Here is a 20,855-nt window from a genome sequence, read left to right as displayed (position 1 = left end):
CACATTATAAGTGTACTCTTTTTTTATACAAAAAGAGAAAAGAATCTATTTCCCTTCTCTCTATTTGAATAATGAAGCAATATATTGTCCTGCAATAGCACCATCATTAGCAGCAGTCACAACTTGTCGCAGTTGTTTATCAGTCACATCCCCACCAGCAAAAATACCAGCAACTTTTGTTTCCTGATTCATATCAACTTCAATATACCCTTTTTCATTCACTATTCCCAAATCTTTTACAAATTCTGTAATAGGATCTAATCCTATAAATGGAAAAATTCCTTGTGCTTCAATTGTAGAAAGTTCTCCTGTTTGAGAATCTTCTACAATCAACCCCACAACTTTTTGATCTTCAACTTTCACTTCATGAGGTTTCTTTAAATAATGGATTTCAATGTTGTCTTTTTCTTGTAATTTATTAACTAAATATTGATCAGCACGCAACACATCACGACGCACAATAACATGCACATGATTCACAATATCACTTAAATAAATAGCTTCTTCAATAGCACTGTTTCCGCCACCTACAACACAGACATCTTTATTTTTAAAGAAAGGTCCATCACAGACAGCACAATAAGACACACCTCTTCCACTCATTTCTTCTTCATGAGGGATTCCCATATGACGTTCTTTTGTACCTGTCGCAATAAAGACATAGCGTGCTTCGTATGTTTTATCGCCTACATAAACAACTTGATGATCTTCATGATGTTCAATACGTGTCACTTCACCATATTCATATTGAGCACCAAAAGATAAGCATTGTTCATACATGGCATAAGCCAGTTCTGGCCCTTTTGTTATTAATCCAGGATAATTTTCTATTTCAGCTGTTAAATTCATCTTTCCACCAGGTGCTCCACCATCTAAAACCAAAACACTGGCTCCTGCTCGTGTGGCATATAAGGCAGCTGTTAAACCAGCTGGACCAGCACCCACAACAATTAAATCAGTCATCCATTCATCTTCCTTTCTACAAATGTTATAATTTCTGACATATCATCTATCAGTAAATCAGGAGCTAAAGCTTGCATATCCTGATAACCTTTAGGTGTCCATTTGACACCAACTGTATAAATACCCGCATTTTTTCCAGCTTGTATATCAGTCACATTATCTCCAATATATAAACCGTTTAAACAATGAAATGTATTCATTACTTTTAAAATACCTTCAGGATTTGGCTTGACATGTTCAACATCATCCATTCCTAAAATCATATCAAAATAAGGAGTAATTTCAAATAAATCCAGCCCAATCAAAGCAGCCTGACGATATTTTGTTGTGACAACCGCTAATGGATAACCTTGTTTTGATAATGCTTTTAAGGTTTCTTCAACATGAGGGTAAATGGTCACATAATCCTGATGATGAGCATGATTATATGCACGATAATAATCAATCAGTTCCTCAATCATCTCATCAGGAAAATATCTAGAAAATGTATCTTTTAAGGCTGGGCCTAAAAATGATAAATGTTCCTGATCACTAATTTGATAGTCTGGCTTATAATGATGAAAGACATGTTCAAAAGATTTTCTAATTAACAAATCTGTATTTAATAATGTCCCATCTAAATCAAAAATAACTGCAAAATCTTTTTTCATAGTAACTCCTTTATATGTATTATATCATGAATATCACAAAGCTTATATGATTATGCTTTTAAAATATTTTCGATTTCATGAACCAATATTTTCATTTGTTCCATTGTGCCTATTGTTATTCTTAAATATTGCTCAATTCTTGGTTGATGAAAATAACGAACCAGTATACCTTTTTCTCTTAATTGTAAAAATAACTTCTGAGCATCATACTGAGGATGTTTCACAAAGATAAAATTGGCTTTTGAATCAGGCATTACAAAACCTAACTTTTTCAATTCAGACTTTGTATATTCTCGTGTTTCTATGATTTTTTGAGCATTTTGTTGGATATAATCACTATCTTCCATACTCGCAACACCAATAGCCTGTGCCAAACTATCAACAGGATAAGAATTAAATGAGTTTTTCACATCATATAGTTTAGCGATTACTTCCTGACTTCCTAGAGCTACCCCTAAACGAATTCCCGCTAATGAACGATATTTAGAAAATGTTTGTGTGATCAATAAATTTGGATATTTTTGAATCAATGGAACAGCACTTTGCCCACCAAAATCAATATATGCTTCATCAATCACAACAATACTATCCTGATTATGTTTTAAAAGATCTTCAATCATATCTAATGAAACACACAGTCCTGTTGGGGCATTAGGATTAGGGAAAATAATACCAGAATTAGGCTGAATATAATCTTCTTTGTTGATTTCAAAATCTTGATTTAAAGGAATTTTTTTGTAAGCTATCTGATATAGATCACAATAAACTGGATAAAAAGAATAACTGATATCAGGAAACAGCACTGGTTCTTGACCATTAAAACATGTTAAAAAGATCAGTGCCAGCACTTCATCTGAACCATTTCCAACAAAAACCTGACGTGTATCTAAATGATGATAATCAGCTAATGCCTGTCTTAATGCATCCGCATCTGGACGTGGATATAAAGCCAAATGTGAAGAATCAAAATGCAAAATCGCCTGTTTCACTTTTTCACCTGGATCATATGGATTTTCATTCGTATTTAATTTAATTAAATTTTTAATTTGTGGTTGTTCTCCTGCTTCATAAGGTTGAACATTTCTTAACTTATCTTGCCAACTCATTATTTTTCCCTCCTAACATATCTTGAATCACTTCATGAACATAATGAACATGTCTTGGTACCATTGATTTGATATCTTCATGAGCATGTTTAAAAGTATATCCCTGTCTGATAGCTTGCAGCATAGACAAATCATTATATGAATCACCTATCGCATAAATATCCTGTTCATTGATACCTAAATGCTGACAAAGCCATGTCATACCATTGCCTTTAGAACATCCTCTTGCGACAATATCAACATAATGCAAATTATAATACACACTGAGCTTATCCCCGTAATGCTTTTGAATATATTCATAACAGGCTTTGGTGATTGTCATTTCCTGATTATCCTGATGAAAAGAAATAATATCAAAATGTGGTGCATTCTGATAAAGTTCCTGAAATGAAACATCAACTGGCTCTTCAAGATTTGTCATATGTTCTACACACTGTCCATGACTAAAACCATAACTGACTGCTCCATCACTATAAAAAGAATATAGATCATCAAACTGTGTCACATAATCCAAAATAGCTCTCCCTGTATACGCATCCATCTTTTTTTCATATAAAACACGATGATTTCTATCTAGAATTTGAGCTCCATTATTTAATATTAAATAATCATAAGGAAATGGAATCTCATTTAAAATCCATTTCATTTCAAAAAGTTGTCGACCTGTACAGAGTGCTATTTTATGTCCTTGTCTTTGTAGTTCTTTCATCCAATCAATGTTATCTTGACTTATATTTTGATTGTCATGAACCAATGTTCCATCTACATCACTAATCAATATCTTCATTACATATCACCTATTGTTCCTATTATATCTAACCTATATCAAAAAGCAAAGTGAAATTTTGTATATTGTTATTCTTGCACATAAATAGATTTTATCATATTTTCCATACAATCCTATTTTCCATATAATCCTATAATGCAAAAAGGATTGACTTCTATGCCATATAGAAACCAACCCTTCTTTTAAATTTTTAAGCAATATAATCCTGAGGTGTATGCACATAAGTCAACTTTGAATAATAAGATTGATCTCTACGGTATACAACAAATGAAGATTGTCCATCATAATTTCCCATACCATAATGACCTAGTCTTTCTTTTTTCTCTTCAAATTCTTTTTGACGTTCTTTAAAATCCTGCATCAATTGTGTTGTTGTGCTTTGTTGACCAGTAAATGTTTGTACAAGTTTTTGTTGGTCTTCTGTCAAAAATAATTCATCAAAAGTTGTCGCATGATCTTTGATAAAAGTAATTTTCTCATCATTATAATTATGTGCTCTATCAAATGTACGTTGAACCTGAAGTGTGAGGTTTTCATCTATTTGAATCTGATAAGTCAAATCATAAAAAATATTGTAATTATCTGCAATTTGAATCTGATATTTTTTTGTCCATGATCCAGCTTGCTTTTGTGATAATGAAGCTTCAAATTTTTCTATATCATCAACAATACCATCAACATTTGTAAACTGATTTTGAAAATCAGCTAATGTATCATAAACAGCAATCACTCTCATTGCATCACCCTGAATTTCAGGAAGCTCCACTCGCTCATTGTGTTGGATGGTTTCATCACTCACCATATTATTAAGAACGCGACTATATAATAAAGGAATAGTTATAAATGAAAAGAAAATAATGACATACAACAAATAAGTCATTGCTTTATTTTGGGGTTTTTGATAACGATAATTGTTCCTTAAATCTAATCCACAATGAGAACAAAAATTCTCATTCTCCTTTAATTCGTGTCCACATCTCGGGCATTTTTTCATATTCTATTCCTCCTCAAAATAATCATTCATAAAGACTTCAAATTCATCTAAAAACGCTTGTTTCCTTTTTTGTTGTTGTTCACGATCTTGGATATCAAAATAGTCCTCATCCAAATACTGATAAGTTTCATCTATTTTCCCATTTCTAATAACCTCAATTGTAGGTGTCCAATCAAAATCTAATCTTTGATAAATATTTTCATAAAAGTCTTTTTCTGCCTGTGTTGCATCATCATCTCGAGCACGATCACGATATTCCTTAATATTCAAATAATAAATACCTGTTCCTTCATGCTCATTGATGTACTCTTCTAATACCGGATAAAAATCCTGACAATCACCACAGTCTGGTCTACCTATATATAATAAAAAAGTGACTTTTTGATCAAGCTTTTCTTTCAATTCTTCATAAGGTATTTCTTGAATACCTTGAATAACCAATTTCTCTGTTTGTGTATGTTGACATCCTATTAATAATAGACATGTTATAAATAGGCATATCCATTTTTTCATGATTATCACCACTTTTGTTTAATATAACATAAAGACTCATCAATAATCAACTTATGTCTTTCCATTTTCAAAATCTATCATGACTTTTTAAACTCTATATTAACTTTATAAATTTATTGTACTTAAAAACGCACAAACGTGCGTTTTCATTATCTAAACTCATTTATATCTATGAAACTGGAATAGTGACTTCTTCTACTTTTGAATTTCCATAATCAGCAATCGACTGTTTTTGGAGTGATGTCAATACATCAGCTTCATTTTCAACATAATCAAATGAATCATTATATAAACGTGATTCTCCCATATATTCATCATCACTATCATAACTAGAATCAAAGTTTGTGTAATAATACATATATCTCGTTTTTTCAACATCTTGATGTGTTGAATAGTCATAACCCTGATAAGTTTCTTTAAAGACAAAGACTAAATAATTTCTTTGATATTCAATATTTTCTGTATTTTCTTTAATATAATAAGACTTATAGAAAGTTCTTTTTGAATCAGTATCATAATAAGATGAATTTGTTGATTCTTGTAATGCAGCATCATATGCTTTTTGATAAAGCGTTTTATCAATTTCAGAAGCACTTTGATATTTCACAATTAAACCTGAAACATCAAATTGTTTTGATTCTTCTTTTAAAACAACTTTTAATTGTTTAGCTGTTTCCTTTGAATATACAGCTGTTACTGTTACTTTATCACCATTAGAAAGTTCTCCATTATTTTCAATATCAAATGAAATATCACCAACAAACTGTGCTAACTGAGCATTAGTCATATCATAGTCAATATCTGACTCATCAATATAGGCTTCCCCAGCACCATCATATCCATCATATGATACGGTCATGTTTGCAAAAGCATCAATAACTGTTTTATTGAAGAATGTATCCCAAATCTTATATCCTACAAAAGCAAGCACAACAACAATGACAGCACCTAAAATCATTTTCCCATTTTTTGTTTTCAAAAATGCAATAGCTTTTTCTTTTGTAATGACGGGTTCTGCAGGTGTCTTCACTTCTTGTGTTGGAGCTGCTGTATCTTCTGTAACTGTTTGATGGACTGGTGGTGGTGATTGAATCGTCTGTCCTTTACCTGCTGGTAAATAAGCATCTAAAACAGTCACATGAATCACTTGATCTAAACGCAACATGATAAATAAATGTAATAATGCTGAAGCAAAAACAAGAATACCCATGATAGTTGTGAAAGTTTGATTTCCACCCAAACCTTGTAATGAATCACCTAGATCTATCATCTGGAATCCAAAAAATACAGAAAAGACTGTGTGTAAAATAGCATCCCATAAAATACCCTGAACTTTTTCTGTCTTTAAATAATAAAGATATAAAAGTACAGTCACAACAATCACACCTAATACACCAACCATCAAAAAGATAGCCCAATTTATAAGACTTGATAATGAACCCATCAAACTGAATACATCTGATGCCATAGTCGCAATTCTCCATAAACTGATAGATAATATCAAGTCAAATATGAGAATCAATAAACATAGCGGTTTAAAAGAATATGTTTTTTTCATTGTGATTCCCCTCCTTCATCGGGATTTGATTCTTGAGAAGAACTCTCCTGATTAACGTTTATAACCTCACCACAAAGTAGTGATGGTGTATATGGCTGTAAGAATGAAAGATGAATCACATGATACATCTGTAAAAGAATAATAATGTGGAAGATAGCACCAATGAATGTCACAACCAATGTCAATTGTAAACTTCCTAGAATTGATGCAACCATATTACTTTCTGATTGTGTAGACCCCCATATCAATGATCCTAATCCTCCCATGACTGTTGACATGATTGTATCAAAGAAGCGTAAGAATAAAACAAATTCAATTGCCCCTATAACACAACTGATAATGATGGCTATTTTTCTTTCTTCATAAATAAAGAATACAAGTAATAAAATCGCAATGACTGCTGTTGCGACAATGCCTAATAAAAAAATCAAAGAAGCATTTGTCAATGAATCTGTTGAAAAATTCGCCAAGCTTGCATAATCACCCGAACTTGATGCATTTGCAAGACTGTTTAACGGTGAATAAATCATATATGTTCCAATGAGTGCTATAACATTGACAATAGCCGTTGCGATAGCCAATGGAGCATATTTTAATTTTGGTTTCATAATAACCCCTCCCTTTTACTTATTATATCATATTTTGACATAGATAGACTTATTTTCATGTTGTCTACAAAAAAAAGGCCAGACGTTTTGATTCGTCTTAGCCTTCATTTCTATTATTTTAATAAGCTTTCTCCAGTCATTTCTTTAGGAATTGGTAATCCTAATAACTGTAAGATTGTTGGAGCTAAATCTCCTAGTTTTCCACCTTCTTTTAATTCTAAGTGTGTATTTGTTAGAATTAAAGGTACTGGATTTGTTGTATGAGCTGTAAATGGATTTCCTTCTTCATCCAATAGTCTTTCACTGTTACCATGGTCCGCAGTAATTAACATTGTTCCACCAAGTTCAAGAACTTTTTCATAAACTTCTCCAACACATTCATCAACGACGCTGACTGCTTTGATAGCTGCAGGAATAATTCCAGTATGTCCAACCATATCACAGTTTGCAAAGTTGACAATCACAACATCATAGATATCTTTATCTAATTCAGCAATTAATGCATCTTTAACTTCATATGCACTCATTTCTGGTTGTAAATCATAAGTGGCAACTTTTGGTGAATTAATTAAAACACGAGTTGCTCCTTCAATTTCTTTATCAACTCCACCATCCATAAAGAATGTGACATGCGCATATTTTTCAGTTTCAGCAATTCTTAATTGTTTTAATCCTTGAGCTGATAAATAATCACCTAAAGTATTTGATAAATCCAATGAATGGAATGCGATATCTCCATTAACAGTATCAGCATATCTCATCATACATACAAAATGAATATTTTGTGGTTTATCTGCTGGTTTAAAGTTATCATAAACATCAGCAGTGAACACATTAGACATTTGAATTGCTCTATCTGGTCTGAAGTTAGCAAAGATAATAGCATCATTATCTGCAATAGCACCATTTGTATCTGGATTATATCCAGGAATCACGAATTCATCATAAACTTCTTTCGCATATGAATCTTTGACATATTGAACTGGATCACTATAAGTTTCACCAGATTTTCCAATTAATGCGTTATATGCTAATTCAATACGATCCATTCTTTTATCTCTGTCCATAGCATAATATCTACCAGAGATAGAAGCAATTTGACCAACACCAATTTCATCCATTTGATCTTGTAATTCTTTCACAAAATCAGCACCGCTATCAGGCGCTACATCTCTACCATCTAAGAATGCATGGACATAAACTTTTTCTAAACCTTGATCTTTTGCAAGTTTTAACAATGCATAAATATGTTCATTTGAAGAGTGAACACCACCATTTGATAATAATCCCCAAATATGTAACTTAGAACCATTATCTTTTGCATGTTGAATTGCTTTTAAGAAAGCTTCATTTGTAAAGAATGTTCCATCTTCTACAGCTTTATTAATGAGTGTTAATGATTGGTACACAATTCTTCCCGCACCAATATTTAAATGCCCAACTTCACTATTTCCCATTTGTCCTTCAGGTAATCCAACGGCATTTCCACAAGCTTTTAAAGTTGTTGTTGGATACATGGCCATTAAATCATCTAAATTAGGTGTATTTGCTAATTTAACAGCATTTCCATCAACACGATCAGTTAATCCATACCCATCTAAAATACATAAAACTACAGGTCTTTTTTTCATATTCTCTATACCTCCATACGCGTTCATTATACAAAATTTGACTTAAAAAATAAAGTTATATATACATTTTATTTTCTTTTTCTAGGTGTAGAAATCATATAAATACCAATAAAGCTAATCAGCAATGGCCAATAAGCCCTAATACTTGATTCTAATTGCTTCATAAACTCATTTTGCTGTCCTTGATTAATTGTTAATAATACACCCAACATCATCATTATGATACCTATATTCTTTCTTAGATTCATTATTATCACCAATATTATTCTAGCATCTCCTATTTACGAAGTTTGTCATTATCAAGTAAGGAATGACAAAAGCGTAGCAAGCCTCTTAAATCAACAGGTTCTCTACCTTTTTGTGAATAGACAATCACTTCCAGTCGATTATATTCAAAACGATTAGAATGAATAATACTATTCATATCTCTACGTAACTCTGGTGGTGTCACAATCATTAAATTTTCTGACATTTTTCTAAGTAAAATACACAGTGTTGCTAATGAAAGTTCTAAATCCAAAGTTGCTTTGGTTCTATCATGAGTCAAAATATAAGAATCAAAAACTCCCTTTTTATCATCAATCTGATTAAAACGATTTAAAATCATTTCAACACTGACAACATTATCTTCTAAAGCTTCCATATAACATAAACGCTTTAATTCCCTTTTACTAGACATAGTATCACCCTATTTCATTATACATGAAATCAAACCATTATACAAAAAAGTCAGCTTTCGCTGACTAATCTTCACGATACAAACAATATAAACCATGACCATAGTAAATCATCGCAATAATCATTAACACTAGAGTTGAATAAATCAATACTGATGATAACAATGTTCGAGGAATATAGAATGCGACCAATATAATAGACACAACAAAGAATACTGCAGTCGCAACTTTTCCAGGCATTTGTGCCTGAGATAAATGTTTATCTTTTTTACGATAGATATAATACCCTACAAATAGTAACATACCATCTTTTAAAACAATAATCGCAACTAATAAGGCATAAGCTGGATATGTATACATCAATGTGCATGCAACGACGAACTGTGTCAGTTTATCAGCCACAGGATCAATTAACTTACCAAGTTCTGTAATCATATGATATTTTCTAGCAATGAATCCATCCAGAAAATCACTTAAACTCGATAGCACTAACACCCCAGCAGCCACCAAGTGTCCCTTATCTGATTGCAAATCAAAATATGCCCACAAAAATACGGGTAGAAGTAATATACGAAAATAACATAATATATTTGGAATACTGAATATCTCTTTTTTTGTAAACATCATGTGTCCCTGCCTTTATATATTCCCTATTATAAGGAAAATAGATAGTGAAGTCAACGTATGTTATTTTTGAATATATTCGATAATATCCTGAATAATTTCATCTTGCTTCAATGAAGAAATATCTATCTGATGTGTAGATAACTTATCATAACAAGACATACGCTCTAAGCTTCTTTTGATGATGCTTTCTTCTCTTAGACCTAAGTCAATATCTTTTTGAAGATGTTGTCTTAATGTCTGTTCATCACAGACAAGGGATATTGAATAAACCTGACAGTCATCTAAACAAAGACGATCACAAATTTGGTCAATGATAGATTGTTCATGCATCACCCAACAAAAAATAATATTTTCAATCACTGAACAATCAATAAAAGACTGTAACTGATATACAATATTATTGATGACCATGGCTTTGGTTTCTTCATTCACAATAAAAGGATGCATATTCCAACACCAATCACCATCTAACATAACGCTATGATTTAATTTCTTTTTTAAAAGTTGACTCGTGGTTGTTTTGCCAACTCCCATCGTTCCACCAATCATAATAAACCTTTTCATATAACCTCCAAAAAAAGCTTCGGGTCTTTTCCCAAAGCTTTTAAAATTTCAAGAATTTTCTAACTGATACAAAACTTCCAATCAAACCAACACCACATCCTAAAGCAACCATTATTCCTGAACAATGCCAAATAAATGGGAATGGTTCACGCATTGATAACATGGCTGGCAATAAATCCACAGCTCCACTGTATATCCAATTATATCCAAAATACATCACCAGAATAGGAACAATAGAACCTAATAAACCAATAAAAACACCCTCAAGCATATATGGTAAACGAATATACCAGTTGCTTGCTCCAACCATACGCATAATGCTGATTTCTGTTTGACGTGATGTAATTGTAATCTTGATTGTATTGGCAATCATAAACAATGCGATAATAGTCAGTCCTACAACGAAAATAGCACCACCATTTCTAACTGTTTCTAAACTATTCACTAAAGAATTTGTAGAGTCTCCACCAGATGTCGCTTGATTGACATGTTCTAAACCACTAATCTGATCAGCTACCGTATCTATTTCTTTGGCATCGTCTACTTCAACAACATAAGCTGCTCCTAAAGGATTGTTTTCACGATAACTTTCAAACAATTTTTTCCCATCTTCATCCTGCATCTCAATTAACTTATCTAACTCATTTTCCTTAGATGAAAAAGTTGCTTTTTTAACGCCATCAATTTTTTCAATTTCAGGCAATATCTGTTGTGCTTCTTTATCACTGATTTCTCTATCCATCTGTACATAGATTGTTAAACTATCTTCAATACTATAAGTCATATCCTGAATATTAATCGCAATAACTCCAATCACTGCAATTAATAATAAGGTTATAGTCACTGCAAAAATAGATGATACAGACATAACGCCATTACGCCAAATATTTTGAAAAGCTGTTTTACAGTGTTTAGGAAAGTTTCTTATACAACTAATGAATTCCATCAACATAACCTCCTACACTTGTATCCGTTTTAATACAACCATCTTCAATTAAAATTGTTCTTTTTTTATGTTTTTGAACAATTTCTTTATCATGTGTGACAACTAATATTGTTGTATGATTAATTTCATTAATTCGCTCTAATAATTCTATAATTTCATGAGAAGTATCAGGATCCAAGTTTCCTGTTGGTTCATCAGCAATCAAAACTTTAGGATTATTCACAATCGCTCTGGCAATCGCTACACGTTGTTGTTGACCACCAGATAATTCATGAGGAAAAGCATTGGCTTTATCTTCTAATCCAACAAGTTCTAATGTTCTTCTCACTTTTTTTCTGATTTGAACTTTAGGTGTATCAGTCACTTCTAATGTAAAAGCTACATTTTCAAAGACTGTTTTTTTAGGTAATAATCTAAAGTTTTGAAAAACAACACCAATATTTCTTCTAAAATAAGGAACCTTACGATCTTTAATTTTAGAGACATCCTGTCCTGCTACTATAACTTTACCAGAACTGGCTTTTTCTTCACGATACAATAATTTGATGAAAGTTGATTTACCTGCACCAGTTGGACCAATGACATAAACAAACTCACCATCACCAATATCAACATTCATATTATTAACGGCTCTTACACCGGTTTTATATACTTTTGTTACATTTTCAAGTTTTATCATCCAATCACCTCTCGACATATTATAACATATATTTCAACGAATAAAATGGGAAATAATGGATTTCTTGTAAAATCATAATGAACACATTTTTCTGTTTTTCTTTGTTTTCTTTTTAAAATTTTGTATAATAATATTAAAGAGGTGGTATGCATGAGAAAATGTCCAAGATGTCATAAAGAAATGAAAGAAGATTGTTATATTAAAGATACTGCACAACCTATTAGCGACTTTACAATCATCGAAAAAAATGAAAACCTGAAGAAAAAGGAATATGCTTTAAAAGCGGCATTATGTAAATCTTGTGGATATGTTGAATTATATGTAGACATCAATGAGGATTAAGTCCTCTTTTTCTTTACTTTTTTATTTTTTTATATGAAAAAGCATGTTATAATGCTTTCACGAAGGAAGTGATTACGATGTGTGGAATAGTTGGATTCGCACCTGTTAATGAAAATGCAAGTCAAATACTAAAAAAGATGATGGATCGTATTGCTCATAGAGGGCCTGATGGTGAAGGGCAGTTCATTGATGATTATGTAGCTTTAGGACATCGTCGTTTATCTATTATAGATTTAGCTGGTGGTCAGCAACCTATGAAATCTGATCATTTGGTCGTTGTCTTTAATGGAGAGATATATAATTATCTAGAATTAAAAAAAGATTTAGAAGCCAAAGGGCATGTTTTTCAAACTCATAGTGATACAGAAGTTATTTTACATGGTTTTCAAGAATATCGTTATGATGTTGTGAATTATTTAAGAGGGATGTTTGCTTTTGCATTATATGATACTGAGACACATGAGTTATTCTGTGCCAGAGATCATTTTGGAATTAAACCTTTCTATTATTATGATGATCCTGCTCATTTCTTATTTGCAAGTGAAATCAAAGGTTTCTTAGATCATCCTGATTTTAAAAAAGAATTAAATACTGAAGTCTTAGATATTTATTTAAAAATGAATTATGTAGCTGGTGAAAAGACTTTCTTTAAAAATGTTAAACAATTGTTACCAGGACATTATCTTATTTATAAGGATCAAAAGATTCAAATTAAACGTTATTATCATATTGAATTCAAAGATCAATATAAAACTGATCAGGAAATGATTCAAGCTATTGATCAAATCATGAAAGATTCTATCCAACATCATTTGATTGCTGATGTTGAAGTTGGATCATTCTTAAGCAGTGGGATTGATTCATCATATCTTGTTTCATTAGCGAGACCTCAACATACTTATACAGTTGGATATAATGATGAAAGATATAATGAAATTAACTACGCTAAAGATTTAACACAACAATTAGGTATTGAAAACAAAAGCAAAATTATTACTAAAGAAGAATATTTGGAAGTCTTACCAAAGATTATGTATCATTTAGATGAACCAACTGCCGATCCAGCTGCAGTCGCTTTATATTTTGTTAGTCAACTTGCCAGTCAGGATGTCAAAGTTGTTTTATCTGGTGAAGGTGCTGATGAATTCTTTGGTGGTTATAATACTTATCGTGGGGATATTGATAGTGGATTGTATGGAAAAATTCCTTTCTTCATTCGTCATGCTATTGCATCTATATGTAAACATCTACCCACATTTAAAGGTATTCCTTTCTTAATTAGAAATGGTGAACGTATTGAAGATTATTATGTAGGTGTTAATCCTGTTTTCTCTGATAATGATTGTAAACATTTATTAAAAGATACAAGTCATTTACATAGTCATAAAGATATTGTTGGAAATGTCTTTGATCGTGTTCAAAAAGCAACAAATATTCAAAAAAGACAAGCTTTTGATTTACAAACTTGGTTTATTAAAGACATCTTGCAAAAAGGTGATAAAATGACAATGGCTCATTCTATTGAAAGCCGTGTTCCTTTTACAGATAAAGAAGTTTTCCAAGTCGCAAGTCAATTAAAAGATAATCAAAAAGTCACAAAAGAAAATACAAAAGTCTTATTAAGACAAGCTGCTAAAAAAGTTATTCCTAATGAAGCTTACAAGAAAAAGAAATTAGGTTTCCCTGTTCCACTTAGAGAATGGATGCGTGAAGATGATCTTTATCAAAAAGTTTATGATGGTTTACAGACACCTATTATTAAACAATTGTTTGATGATCAAAAACTATTATCTATGTTAGAAGACCATAAAAATCATAAACATGACTATTATAAAAAAATCTGGACTGTCTATTGCTTCTCATTATGGCATCAGGTTTTCTTTGCAGAAGAATACAAACACTAAGTTAAATATCTTAGTGTTTTTTTGTTATAGTTATGAAGAAAGAAAAACTCAAATCTTAGTTGATGCTAATGGTAAGGTTACTTTATCGCTTCATTAGCACTTATTAGTGTAGGAATTCTTGTTGTTAATAAAAAAGAAAATCATTATAGTTATATGAAATGAAAAAGCTGATTGAGTAAGTCACAATGAACGACTTATTCATATCAGCTTTTTTTGTACATCACTAAGTTTAATGATTGTGGACATACTTGAAAATAATAACTGTCTGCTTTATATTCTTCACCATCAATATTACAGCTATGGCGACAGTAAACTGTTGCTTCTTTCACTTTATAATAATGGACTTCATGTCGTTTATGTAATTGATGTGATAAAAGATAAGTGACTAGATAAGGTATTTTGATCTTTGGTACACAATCAACAACACAGATATCCATATAACCATCCTGAATTTGAGCTTGAGGTGTGATTTGAAAACCACCACCATAATATTGCGCATTATTTAATGTACAGAGAATCATCTGATTATCATAAAGACATTTTCCATCTGATACAATCTTTACATGATGATTATCATAACGAAATACTTGTTTAAAAATAGATATAATATAACTCTGTGATTCAGGTACAAATGGAATATCTGGAATATCATGGACTTTATTCGCAATCATACTATCTAATCCAAAACATGCTGCATTAAGATAATATCTGTCATTGATTTGAATGGTATCAACTTTTTGGCTTTCTTGCTTTAATGATTGAATTAATAGTTGACGGATATCCTTTTCTTTTGTAAGTGTACGACAAAAATCATTCCCCGTTCCAAAAGGTAAAATAACGAGCTCATGTTCCCTATGTACTAACGCCTGCAACAAGCCATTGATTGTTCCATCTCCACCAACTGCATAAAATCTTGATGGTTCTAAACAATTTTGAATGTATTTTTGACTATCTTGCATTGATGTTGTATAAACAATTTCATATACATATTCCTGCATGATATCATGAATCATGCCTTCTAAATCATGATGACGCTTTGTATCATGCATCATAAAAATATGTTTCATCTTTCCCACTCCTATAGACAATGTGTTATATATCTTTGAAAGCTCCCTTTTTGTATCATAGCTTGATCTTTCATATGATATCCTATATTTATTAATTCTTTTTGCATTGGAACATGTGAAATTAAAACCAGTTCTGATGCAATATCTCTGGTCTTTTCTAAAAGTTCGCATTGTTGCTGATATGTAAATGGACTATATACACCATAAGGAATATCTAAAATACAGACATCATATGTTTTCTTTAATGTTCTCATATCACATCTTTGAATCAATAATGGATCATACCCATAATGTTCTAAGTTCAATCTTGCCTGATAAGCCACATATTTATTGATATCATAACCAACAATATGAGCATTCATGCTCAATCCTTCTAAAACAACAGTTCCTACTCCACAACATGGATCAACAATCGTTTTAAATAAATCATTTCCTAAAGCAATATTAACAACTGCTCTGGCATCTCTTAAGGCTAATGAATGTGAATATGAATAAGGTTTATCATTATGTTGATTCCAGTTCATATCATTTTGATAAATACCAAAATACCATATTTCATGAATTTTTGTAATCGCAAAGATTGTTTGAGGATGATGCATATTCACTGAACCAGCAATAGGCAAGGCAATCTGCTTACATTTATCAATTGATTCCTGATATGGCACATGTGTGATTTCGTTTTTTAAATAGATGACTTTAAAATCATAATAACAATAATTCTGTTGTTCAATAAAATTGACTATTTCATCAAAACAGGCACTTTCATATAAAATATTTAATTTTCCCCTGATATAAGCACTTCTGGAATAATCAAAATCCTGATTCGTTATATAATATTTTGTTTGCATATCTTCATGAAAAATATGTCTAAATTCCATTTCACATAAGTTCTGTTCATGTGGCGAATAATTATAAATATATAAATATTTCAGCTTGTTTCCCTCATTTCTTACATTTTTGTTATCTTGATTATTTATAGTATACATAAATTTAGAAATGTTGTAAAATAGAGATACGTTTGGGAGGTGTTTTTTATTTTTGGGATTCAGTATTTAAAAACACATTTTACACATCATCAAAGATATATCATTGTTGCTGTTTTTTCAATGTTTTTACCTTTTTATATGTGTGGAGGGATTTTAATATTTTTAACACTTCGTTTATTATGGAAAGGGGAAATACAGGAAGCTTATAGACAAATACCTAAAAGTCGTTTTATTATTTATTTTAGTTTATTAAGTGCTATTGTTTCTCTGTTTTATCAAAACTATTATGGTTTTGTTTGTAGCATTGGTATTTTAGTGATTTTATCTTTTGTTTTATATTATCGTATTCATATTGATTCACGATTATTTGAATATATAACAAACTGTATTATTGTTTTAAGTATTTTTGCAGCTTTATATGGTTTAATTGAATATATTGGTATTTTGAATTCTTACAATATTGATCAGTTTGAAATCATGATATTCAATCGTCCTCAAGATCGTATTAATTCCGTTTTCTTTAATGCTAATTACTATGCTATGATGATTGAATTCTTTGTTTGTTTAACTTTCTATAAAATATTAAAAATTAAAGATATAAAATTAGAATGGAAAAAATTTATTTATTATGTCGCAGTCATTGGATTAAATCTTTTTGTTTTATTATTGACTGCCTGTCGAACTGCATGGCCTGCATTAGCTGGTGGCATTTTAATTATGTTGATTGTAGACAAGCATCATAAAACATGTGCATGCATATTAGCTCTTGTTATTGTGGCTTGTATTTATTTCCTATTAAATCCATCAAAATTCCCACGTGTTGATAATATTGTTGCTTATTTCATGACACGTGCTGGTATCTGGGAAGTTGCTATTCAAAATATTATAACACATCCTTTGTTTGGTGAAGGCCCTATGACTTATATGCATATCTATCCATTATATCATGGTCATCCAACCGAACATGCTCATAGTATTTATTTGGATCCATTGCTTTGTTTTGGAATTGTCGGATTATTAACTATTGCTCCATATATTTATTCTAATATTCAAAGATTATATCGTTTATGGAAATTAAAAGTTGATAAGACATTGGTTGCATTGATTGTATCCTTTACAGTGATGATCTTTATTCACGGGATATTAGATTATACTATTTTCTTTGTTCAGACTGGATTTTTATACCTTTTAATTGCCAGCTCTTTTGATGTTCATAAACATGCTTTAAAAGCTTATGAAAGCTTACGTAAGTAGGTTTTTTATGTTATAATAAATAAGAGGAGTGCGATATCTATGCATAAATGGTTCTGGTATTTTTTAAACCCTGAAGAAAAATTTCAGCGTTATAAACATTCACTTTGGCTTTTGATTCTTGCTATCATTGTGCTTTTCATTAAGTTCGATTTGATAATTGCACTTGGTTATTCTCTTGTCCTCATTATTTTTTCATATCTTGGTTATAAACATTTTCAAAGAGAAGCTATGGCATATAAAGAAAGAAAAAGTTGTCAAAAGACGTTATAAACGTTTTATGACAACTTTTTAAAATAAACCTAAACGATGCAATTCATGATAAATTCCATCATCCTGTACACTTTCACATATAGCATTTCCATATTGTTTGAGTTCTTTTGATCCATTTGCCATGACAACACCATATTCACAAGTCTGAATCATCGCATAATCATTCATACTATCTCCAAAAGCAATTGTATTTTGAATAGGAACATTTAAATATTCACATACCTTTTCAACAGCTGTTCCCTTATCTGTTCCTTTCATAATAATTTCACCATTAATGACATCTTGAGAAAAGATTTCATGAATGACAAAATGAAATTTATCTGATAGAACACGTTTAGGTTCTTCTAAATCTTCCTCTTTTTCACACATAAAACATAGCTTTTGAATAGGAATAGGATTTTCATCATATTCCTTTAATGGATGAATATTAAAATGTTCTTTTTGTTCATTTAATAATCTCTGTAATTCAGAATTTAAATTTTCTCCATCTTTTAAACGATGTTTTACAAATTCATAATTCATCTTTTCATCTTGAAAAGTCATATGATTAGCTTCTAAATTATATAAAATGTGATGCTGATCAAAAATATGTCTTGCCAGTTGAATATCTTCTTGACTCAAACATGATTCAAAGATTTTTTGACCATGCACCTCAATATATCCACCCGCACTACTGATAATACCATCGAAACCAATTGGAAAAAGTGGTCTAGCTCCTGCATAACTTCTTCCTGTACATAAAAAGACTTCATGTCCATTTTCTTGAACTTGATGAATAGCTTCTTGCACCTTTGGTGATACTCGTCCATCTGGCAATGTCAATGTTCCATCTGCATCTAAAAAGATTAATTTCTTGTCCATCAAATCCCCCCTATTTTCATTATAATCAAATCTCTATAAAAACCAAATTTGTTTCAAATACTGCAAATCTATAATCTCTTTTCAAAGTGTCCATCCACTGACATACCTTCAAAAAATAAAGTAAATGCTTGTGGATCAAGACCTTTAATAATATGTTTGAGTTGATTCACTTCATATTTACTAATCACTGTTACCATAACATAAGTATTTTCTTTTGTATAAGCACCTTTTCCTTGCCAAAAAGTCATTCCACGTCCCATTTCAGATAAAACTTTATTTTGAATTTCTAATTGTTTTGTAAAAATAACACATGTTACATTGATATTTTGATAATGAGTTTTATCTAAAACAAGTGTAAAACATGTCGTATAAATGGCAGAATAAATGGCTATTTCAATATGAAATAAAAATGCACACACAACATAGATTGATAAATTAATAAATAATGATAATTTTCCTACTGAAAAATGTGGTAACTTTTTTGTAAAATAGACACCTAAAATGTCTAATCCTCCACCACTTCCAGAACAGCGTAATGTTAGACCTATACCAAATCCAGTCACAATTCCACCAATAATACAATTGGTAAGAATATCATCAACAAGTGGTGTTGTTGGAATCATGATGAATGTTAAAAAGATAGTTTGAGAAATAACAGATAATAGCGTTCTGACAAAAAAACGTTTAGAAATGGTACGATAAGCTAACATAAATAGAGGTATGTTAATCGCAAAGTTAATCATTCCTGATATATCTATTGAAGATGGAAACATGCCATTACTGATTTGTTCTAATAGTGTTCTTATAATTTGAGCAATTCCTAATACCCCACTACTATATAATTGCACAGGTACTACAAATAAATTTACTCCCAATGCAAAAATAAATGCCCCTAATATAATGAAAAAATATCTTTTACTTTCCTGATTCAAAATCATATCGATCCCCCTTATAAAGAAAAAAACGCAGTTGCGTTTTTACATATGGTGCCGACAACAGGACTTGAACCTGCAACCTGACCATTACGAGTGGCCTGCTCTACCGATTGGAGCTATGTCGGCATCCTGTATTATTATAATACAAAAAGGAATAGATTTCTACTATTCCTTTGGCGCAATTTTCTTTAATAAACCATTATTTCGTAATCTTGGAGCCATAGCCATATACAGGATTGATGAAATAACAATGGCCATCAAAGCATTCACTGTCGTTGTTATAGCATTCCATGAAGCTAATGCTTTTGCTGCATTATCAGGAGCACCTAAAATAAAAGCAGTATAAAAATAAGAAAAAATAGGTTCTCCAATCACATTAAATAACATACCTGCTGTAGCTGATAAAATAACTGCTTTCCATAACGCTTTCCCTTGCTTATGCTGGATATGAAAAATACGATGTGCAACCAAACCAGTTATGATACCAATCCCTAATTTCAAAATAATTGTTTTAGGCGCTACAATCACATAAGCCGGATCCAACAAATCTGCAATTCCCATACCAATAGCACCTGCAATACCACCAGGTAATCCCCCTAGCAATAAAGCTGCCAACACACAAAAAGTATTTCCTAAATGAAAAGATGTAAAACCACCTGGTGTGGGAATCTTAATCTGTAAAAACATAAATGATATATAACATAAGCCAGCCATTAAACCAACTAAAACAATTTTCAATATTTTTGTATTCATATCTATCACTCCCTATATGACTAACAGTATATATGATTATTGGCCTTATGAAAATATCCAGTTTTGTATTTTTTTATATATCCAGATTGAGTATAATAATATCAAGGAGCTAACTATATAAAATTCAAGTCATTTGATGAAAAAGTTTGAAAATGTTAAATGATTTGATTATGGTAGCTA

Annotated in this window: 23 protein-coding genes and 1 tRNA gene; 3 read left to right on the top strand and 21 right to left on the bottom strand. The window is 31.1% G+C overall.

All coding sequences use genetic code 11. The annotated features are described in order from the left end of the window. Positions 1-60 precede the first annotated feature (60 nt). From trxB to ftsE, 15 genes are all read right to left on the bottom strand, one after another. Positions 61-963 (bottom strand): thioredoxin-disulfide reductase, encoded by a 903-nt coding sequence (trxB, locus tag ACESR5_RS09380; RefSeq protein WP_373155243.1) that lies wholly within the window; start codon positions 961-963, stop codon positions 61-63. After that, entirely contained in the window at positions 960-1,613 is a 654-nt protein-coding gene (gene ppaX, locus ACESR5_RS09375; protein ID WP_373155241.1) for a pyrophosphatase PpaX, read from the bottom strand. The genes trxB and ppaX overlap by 4 nt, the downstream gene beginning before the upstream one ends. Before the next feature lie 50 nt (positions 1,614-1,663). Next, positions 1,664-2,719 carry a histidinol-phosphate transaminase gene (gene hisC / locus ACESR5_RS09370; RefSeq protein WP_373155239.1) on the bottom strand — a complete coding sequence of 352 codons (1,056 nt, stop codon included), beginning with the start codon at positions 2,717-2,719 and terminating at the stop codon, positions 1,664-1,666. Then, a complete protein-coding gene (locus ACESR5_RS09365) occupies positions 2,703-3,506 on the bottom strand; it encodes a Cof-type HAD-IIB family hydrolase (RefSeq protein WP_129736130.1) in 804 nt (267 codons plus the stop codon). The genes hisC and ACESR5_RS09365 overlap by 17 nt, the downstream gene beginning before the upstream one ends. A 190-nt stretch (positions 3,507-3,696) precedes the next feature. Beyond that, positions 3,697-4,500 carry a zinc ribbon domain-containing protein gene (locus ACESR5_RS09360; RefSeq protein ID WP_087297229.1) on the bottom strand — a complete coding sequence of 268 codons (804 nt, stop codon included), beginning with the start codon at positions 4,498-4,500 and terminating at the stop codon, positions 3,697-3,699. 3 nt (positions 4,501-4,503) lie between these two features. Next, positions 4,504-5,013, bottom strand: a complete 510-nt coding sequence (locus ACESR5_RS09355; RefSeq protein ID WP_373155237.1) for a hypothetical protein — start codon at positions 5,011-5,013, stop codon at positions 4,504-4,506. Between the two features lie 169 nt (positions 5,014-5,182). Further along, positions 5,183-6,571 carry a hypothetical protein gene (locus ACESR5_RS09350; protein ID WP_373155235.1) on the bottom strand — a complete coding sequence of 463 codons (1,389 nt, stop codon included), beginning with the start codon at positions 6,569-6,571 and terminating at the stop codon, positions 5,183-5,185. Then, positions 6,568-7,179, bottom strand: coding sequence for a hypothetical protein (locus ACESR5_RS09345; protein WP_191341507.1), 612 nt, complete (start codon positions 7,177-7,179; stop codon positions 6,568-6,570). The genes ACESR5_RS09350 and ACESR5_RS09345 overlap by 4 nt, the downstream gene beginning before the upstream one ends. Positions 7,180-7,292: 113 nt before the next feature. Then, positions 7,293-8,810, bottom strand: a complete 1,518-nt coding sequence (gene gpmI / locus ACESR5_RS09340; RefSeq protein ID WP_373155233.1) for a 2,3-bisphosphoglycerate-independent phosphoglycerate mutase — start codon at positions 8,808-8,810, stop codon at positions 7,293-7,295. Between the two features lie 68 nt (positions 8,811-8,878). Continuing rightward, positions 8,879-9,058: a hypothetical protein gene (locus ACESR5_RS09335; RefSeq protein WP_373155231.1), complete on the bottom strand. Its 180-nt coding sequence runs from the start codon at positions 9,056-9,058 to the stop codon at positions 8,879-8,881. A gap of 29 nt (positions 9,059-9,087) precedes the next feature. Then, positions 9,088-9,489 (bottom strand): hypothetical protein, encoded by a 402-nt coding sequence (locus ACESR5_RS09330; RefSeq protein WP_168082283.1) that lies wholly within the window; start codon positions 9,487-9,489, stop codon positions 9,088-9,090. Between the two features lie 64 nt (positions 9,490-9,553). Then, on the bottom strand, positions 9,554-10,111 hold the full coding sequence (locus tag ACESR5_RS09325; RefSeq protein WP_373155229.1) for a CDP-alcohol phosphatidyltransferase family protein: 558 nt from the start codon (positions 10,109-10,111) through the stop codon (positions 9,554-9,556). Positions 10,112-10,174: 63 nt separating this feature from the next. Further along, the gene (locus ACESR5_RS09320; RefSeq protein WP_373155228.1) at positions 10,175-10,678 is read right to left on the bottom strand and encodes an AAA family ATPase; all 504 of its coding nucleotides are present in this window, start codon (positions 10,676-10,678) and stop codon (positions 10,175-10,177) included. Between the two features lie 40 nt (positions 10,679-10,718). Beyond that, positions 10,719-11,624 carry a permease-like cell division protein FtsX gene (gene ftsX / locus ACESR5_RS09315; protein WP_087243862.1) on the bottom strand — a complete coding sequence of 302 codons (906 nt, stop codon included), beginning with the start codon at positions 11,622-11,624 and terminating at the stop codon, positions 10,719-10,721. Then, a complete protein-coding gene (gene ftsE / locus ACESR5_RS09310) occupies positions 11,611-12,303 on the bottom strand; it encodes a cell division ATP-binding protein FtsE (protein ID WP_087243863.1) in 693 nt (230 codons plus the stop codon). The genes ftsX and ftsE overlap by 14 nt, the downstream gene beginning before the upstream one ends. Positions 12,304-12,453: 150 nt before the next feature. Between ftsE and ACESR5_RS09305 the strand changes: the two genes are divergently transcribed. Both ACESR5_RS09305 and asnB read left to right on the top strand, forming a co-directional pair. Beyond that, positions 12,454-12,645 carry a hypothetical protein gene (locus tag ACESR5_RS09305; RefSeq protein WP_087243864.1) on the top strand — a complete coding sequence of 64 codons (192 nt, stop codon included), beginning with the start codon at positions 12,454-12,456 and terminating at the stop codon, positions 12,643-12,645. A gap of 77 nt (positions 12,646-12,722) precedes the next feature. After that, entirely contained in the window at positions 12,723-14,549 is a 1,827-nt protein-coding gene (gene asnB / locus ACESR5_RS09300) for an asparagine synthase (glutamine-hydrolyzing) (protein ID WP_191492515.1), read from the top strand. Between the two features lie 203 nt (positions 14,550-14,752). Here the strand turns inward: asnB and ACESR5_RS09295 are convergent, their stop codons facing one another. Both ACESR5_RS09295 and ACESR5_RS09290 read right to left on the bottom strand, forming a co-directional pair. Continuing rightward, positions 14,753-15,616, bottom strand: coding sequence for a diacylglycerol kinase family protein (locus ACESR5_RS09295; RefSeq protein WP_373155227.1), 864 nt, complete (start codon positions 15,614-15,616; stop codon positions 14,753-14,755). Between the two features lie 11 nt (positions 15,617-15,627). Then, positions 15,628-16,494 carry a TRM11 family methyltransferase gene (locus ACESR5_RS09290; RefSeq protein WP_373155226.1) on the bottom strand — a complete coding sequence of 289 codons (867 nt, stop codon included), beginning with the start codon at positions 16,492-16,494 and terminating at the stop codon, positions 15,628-15,630. Positions 16,495-16,641: 147 nt separating this feature from the next. Between ACESR5_RS09290 and ACESR5_RS09285 the strand changes: the two genes are divergently transcribed. Further along, a complete protein-coding gene (locus tag ACESR5_RS09285; protein ID WP_087298194.1) occupies positions 16,642-17,856 on the top strand; it encodes an O-antigen ligase in 1,215 nt (404 codons plus the stop codon). Positions 17,857-18,144: 288 nt separating this feature from the next. Here the strand turns inward: ACESR5_RS09285 and ACESR5_RS09280 are convergent, their stop codons facing one another. From ACESR5_RS09280 to ACESR5_RS09265, 4 genes are all read right to left on the bottom strand, one after another. Then, on the bottom strand, positions 18,145-18,987 hold the full coding sequence (locus tag ACESR5_RS09280; RefSeq protein WP_373155225.1) for an HAD family hydrolase: 843 nt from the start codon (positions 18,985-18,987) through the stop codon (positions 18,145-18,147). 68 nt (positions 18,988-19,055) lie between these two features. Further along, positions 19,056-19,925 carry a YitT family protein gene (locus ACESR5_RS09275; protein WP_373155224.1) on the bottom strand — a complete coding sequence of 290 codons (870 nt, stop codon included), beginning with the start codon at positions 19,923-19,925 and terminating at the stop codon, positions 19,056-19,058. Between the two features lie 46 nt (positions 19,926-19,971). After that, positions 19,972-20,048: transfer RNA gene (locus ACESR5_RS09270), tRNA-Thr, on the bottom strand. A 39-nt stretch (positions 20,049-20,087) separates the two neighbouring features. Beyond that, complete coding sequence (locus ACESR5_RS09265; RefSeq protein ID WP_168083040.1) at positions 20,088-20,675, bottom strand: ECF transporter S component; 588 nt, start codon at positions 20,673-20,675, stop codon at positions 20,088-20,090. Between the last annotated feature and the right edge of the window lie 180 nt (positions 20,676-20,855).

This window comes from Clostridium sp. AUH-JLR23 (assembly GCF_964238065.1).
GTDB lineage: Bacteria > Bacillota_I > Bacilli_A > Erysipelotrichales > Coprobacillaceae > Allocoprobacillus > Allocoprobacillus merdigallinarum.
This window is presented reverse-complemented; position numbering and strand designations above follow the sequence as displayed.

Excerpts from the sequence above, each read along its gene's own strand:
- trxB (WP_373155243.1), bottom strand. The coding sequence starts at position 963 with ATGACTGATTTAATTGTTGTGGGTGCTGGTCCAGCTGGTTTAACAGCT.
- ppaX (WP_373155241.1), bottom strand. The coding sequence starts at position 1,613 with ATGAAAAAAGATTTTGCAGTTATTTTTGATTTAGATGGGACATTATTA.
- hisC (WP_373155239.1), bottom strand. The coding sequence starts at position 2,719 with ATGAGTTGGCAAGATAAGTTAAGAAATGTTCAACCTTATGAAGCAGGA.
- ACESR5_RS09365 (WP_129736130.1), bottom strand. The coding sequence starts at position 3,506 with ATGAAGATATTGATTAGTGATGTAGATGGAACATTGGTTCATGACAAT.
- ACESR5_RS09360 (WP_087297229.1), bottom strand. The coding sequence starts at position 4,500 with ATGAAAAAATGCCCGAGATGTGGACACGAATTAAAGGAGAATGAGAAT.
- ACESR5_RS09355 (WP_373155237.1), bottom strand. The coding sequence starts at position 5,013 with ATGAAAAAATGGATATGCCTATTTATAACATGTCTATTATTAATAGGA.
- ACESR5_RS09350 (WP_373155235.1), bottom strand. The coding sequence starts at position 6,571 with ATGAAAAAAACATATTCTTTTAAACCGCTATGTTTATTGATTCTCATA.
- ACESR5_RS09345 (WP_191341507.1), bottom strand. The coding sequence starts at position 7,179 with ATGAAACCAAAATTAAAATATGCTCCATTGGCTATCGCAACGGCTATT.
- gpmI (WP_373155233.1), bottom strand. The coding sequence starts at position 8,810 with ATGAAAAAAAGACCTGTAGTTTTATGTATTTTAGATGGGTATGGATTA.
- ACESR5_RS09335 (WP_373155231.1), bottom strand. The coding sequence starts at position 9,058 with ATGAATCTAAGAAAGAATATAGGTATCATAATGATGATGTTGGGTGTA.
- ACESR5_RS09330 (WP_168082283.1), bottom strand. The coding sequence starts at position 9,489 with ATGTCTAGTAAAAGGGAATTAAAGCGTTTATGTTATATGGAAGCTTTA.
- ACESR5_RS09325 (WP_373155229.1), bottom strand. The coding sequence starts at position 10,111 with ATGTTTACAAAAAAAGAGATATTCAGTATTCCAAATATATTATGTTAT.
- ACESR5_RS09320 (WP_373155228.1), bottom strand. The coding sequence starts at position 10,678 with ATGAAAAGGTTTATTATGATTGGTGGAACGATGGGAGTTGGCAAAACA.
- ftsX (WP_087243862.1), bottom strand. The coding sequence starts at position 11,624 with ATGGAATTCATTAGTTGTATAAGAAACTTTCCTAAACACTGTAAAACA.
- ftsE (WP_087243863.1), bottom strand. The coding sequence starts at position 12,303 with ATGATAAAACTTGAAAATGTAACAAAAGTATATAAAACCGGTGTAAGA.
- ACESR5_RS09305 (WP_087243864.1), top strand. The coding sequence starts at position 12,454 with ATGAGAAAATGTCCAAGATGTCATAAAGAAATGAAAGAAGATTGTTAT.
- asnB (WP_191492515.1), top strand. The coding sequence starts at position 12,723 with ATGTGTGGAATAGTTGGATTCGCACCTGTTAATGAAAATGCAAGTCAA.
- ACESR5_RS09295 (WP_373155227.1), bottom strand. The coding sequence starts at position 15,616 with ATGAAACATATTTTTATGATGCATGATACAAAGCGTCATCATGATTTA.
- ACESR5_RS09290 (WP_373155226.1), bottom strand. The coding sequence starts at position 16,494 with ATGGAATTTAGACATATTTTTCATGAAGATATGCAAACAAAATATTAT.
- ACESR5_RS09280 (WP_373155225.1), bottom strand. The coding sequence starts at position 18,987 with ATGGACAAGAAATTAATCTTTTTAGATGCAGATGGAACATTGACATTG.
- ACESR5_RS09275 (WP_373155224.1), bottom strand. The coding sequence starts at position 19,925 with ATGATTTTGAATCAGGAAAGTAAAAGATATTTTTTCATTATATTAGGG.
- ACESR5_RS09265 (WP_168083040.1), bottom strand. The coding sequence starts at position 20,675 with ATGAATACAAAAATATTGAAAATTGTTTTAGTTGGTTTAATGGCTGGC.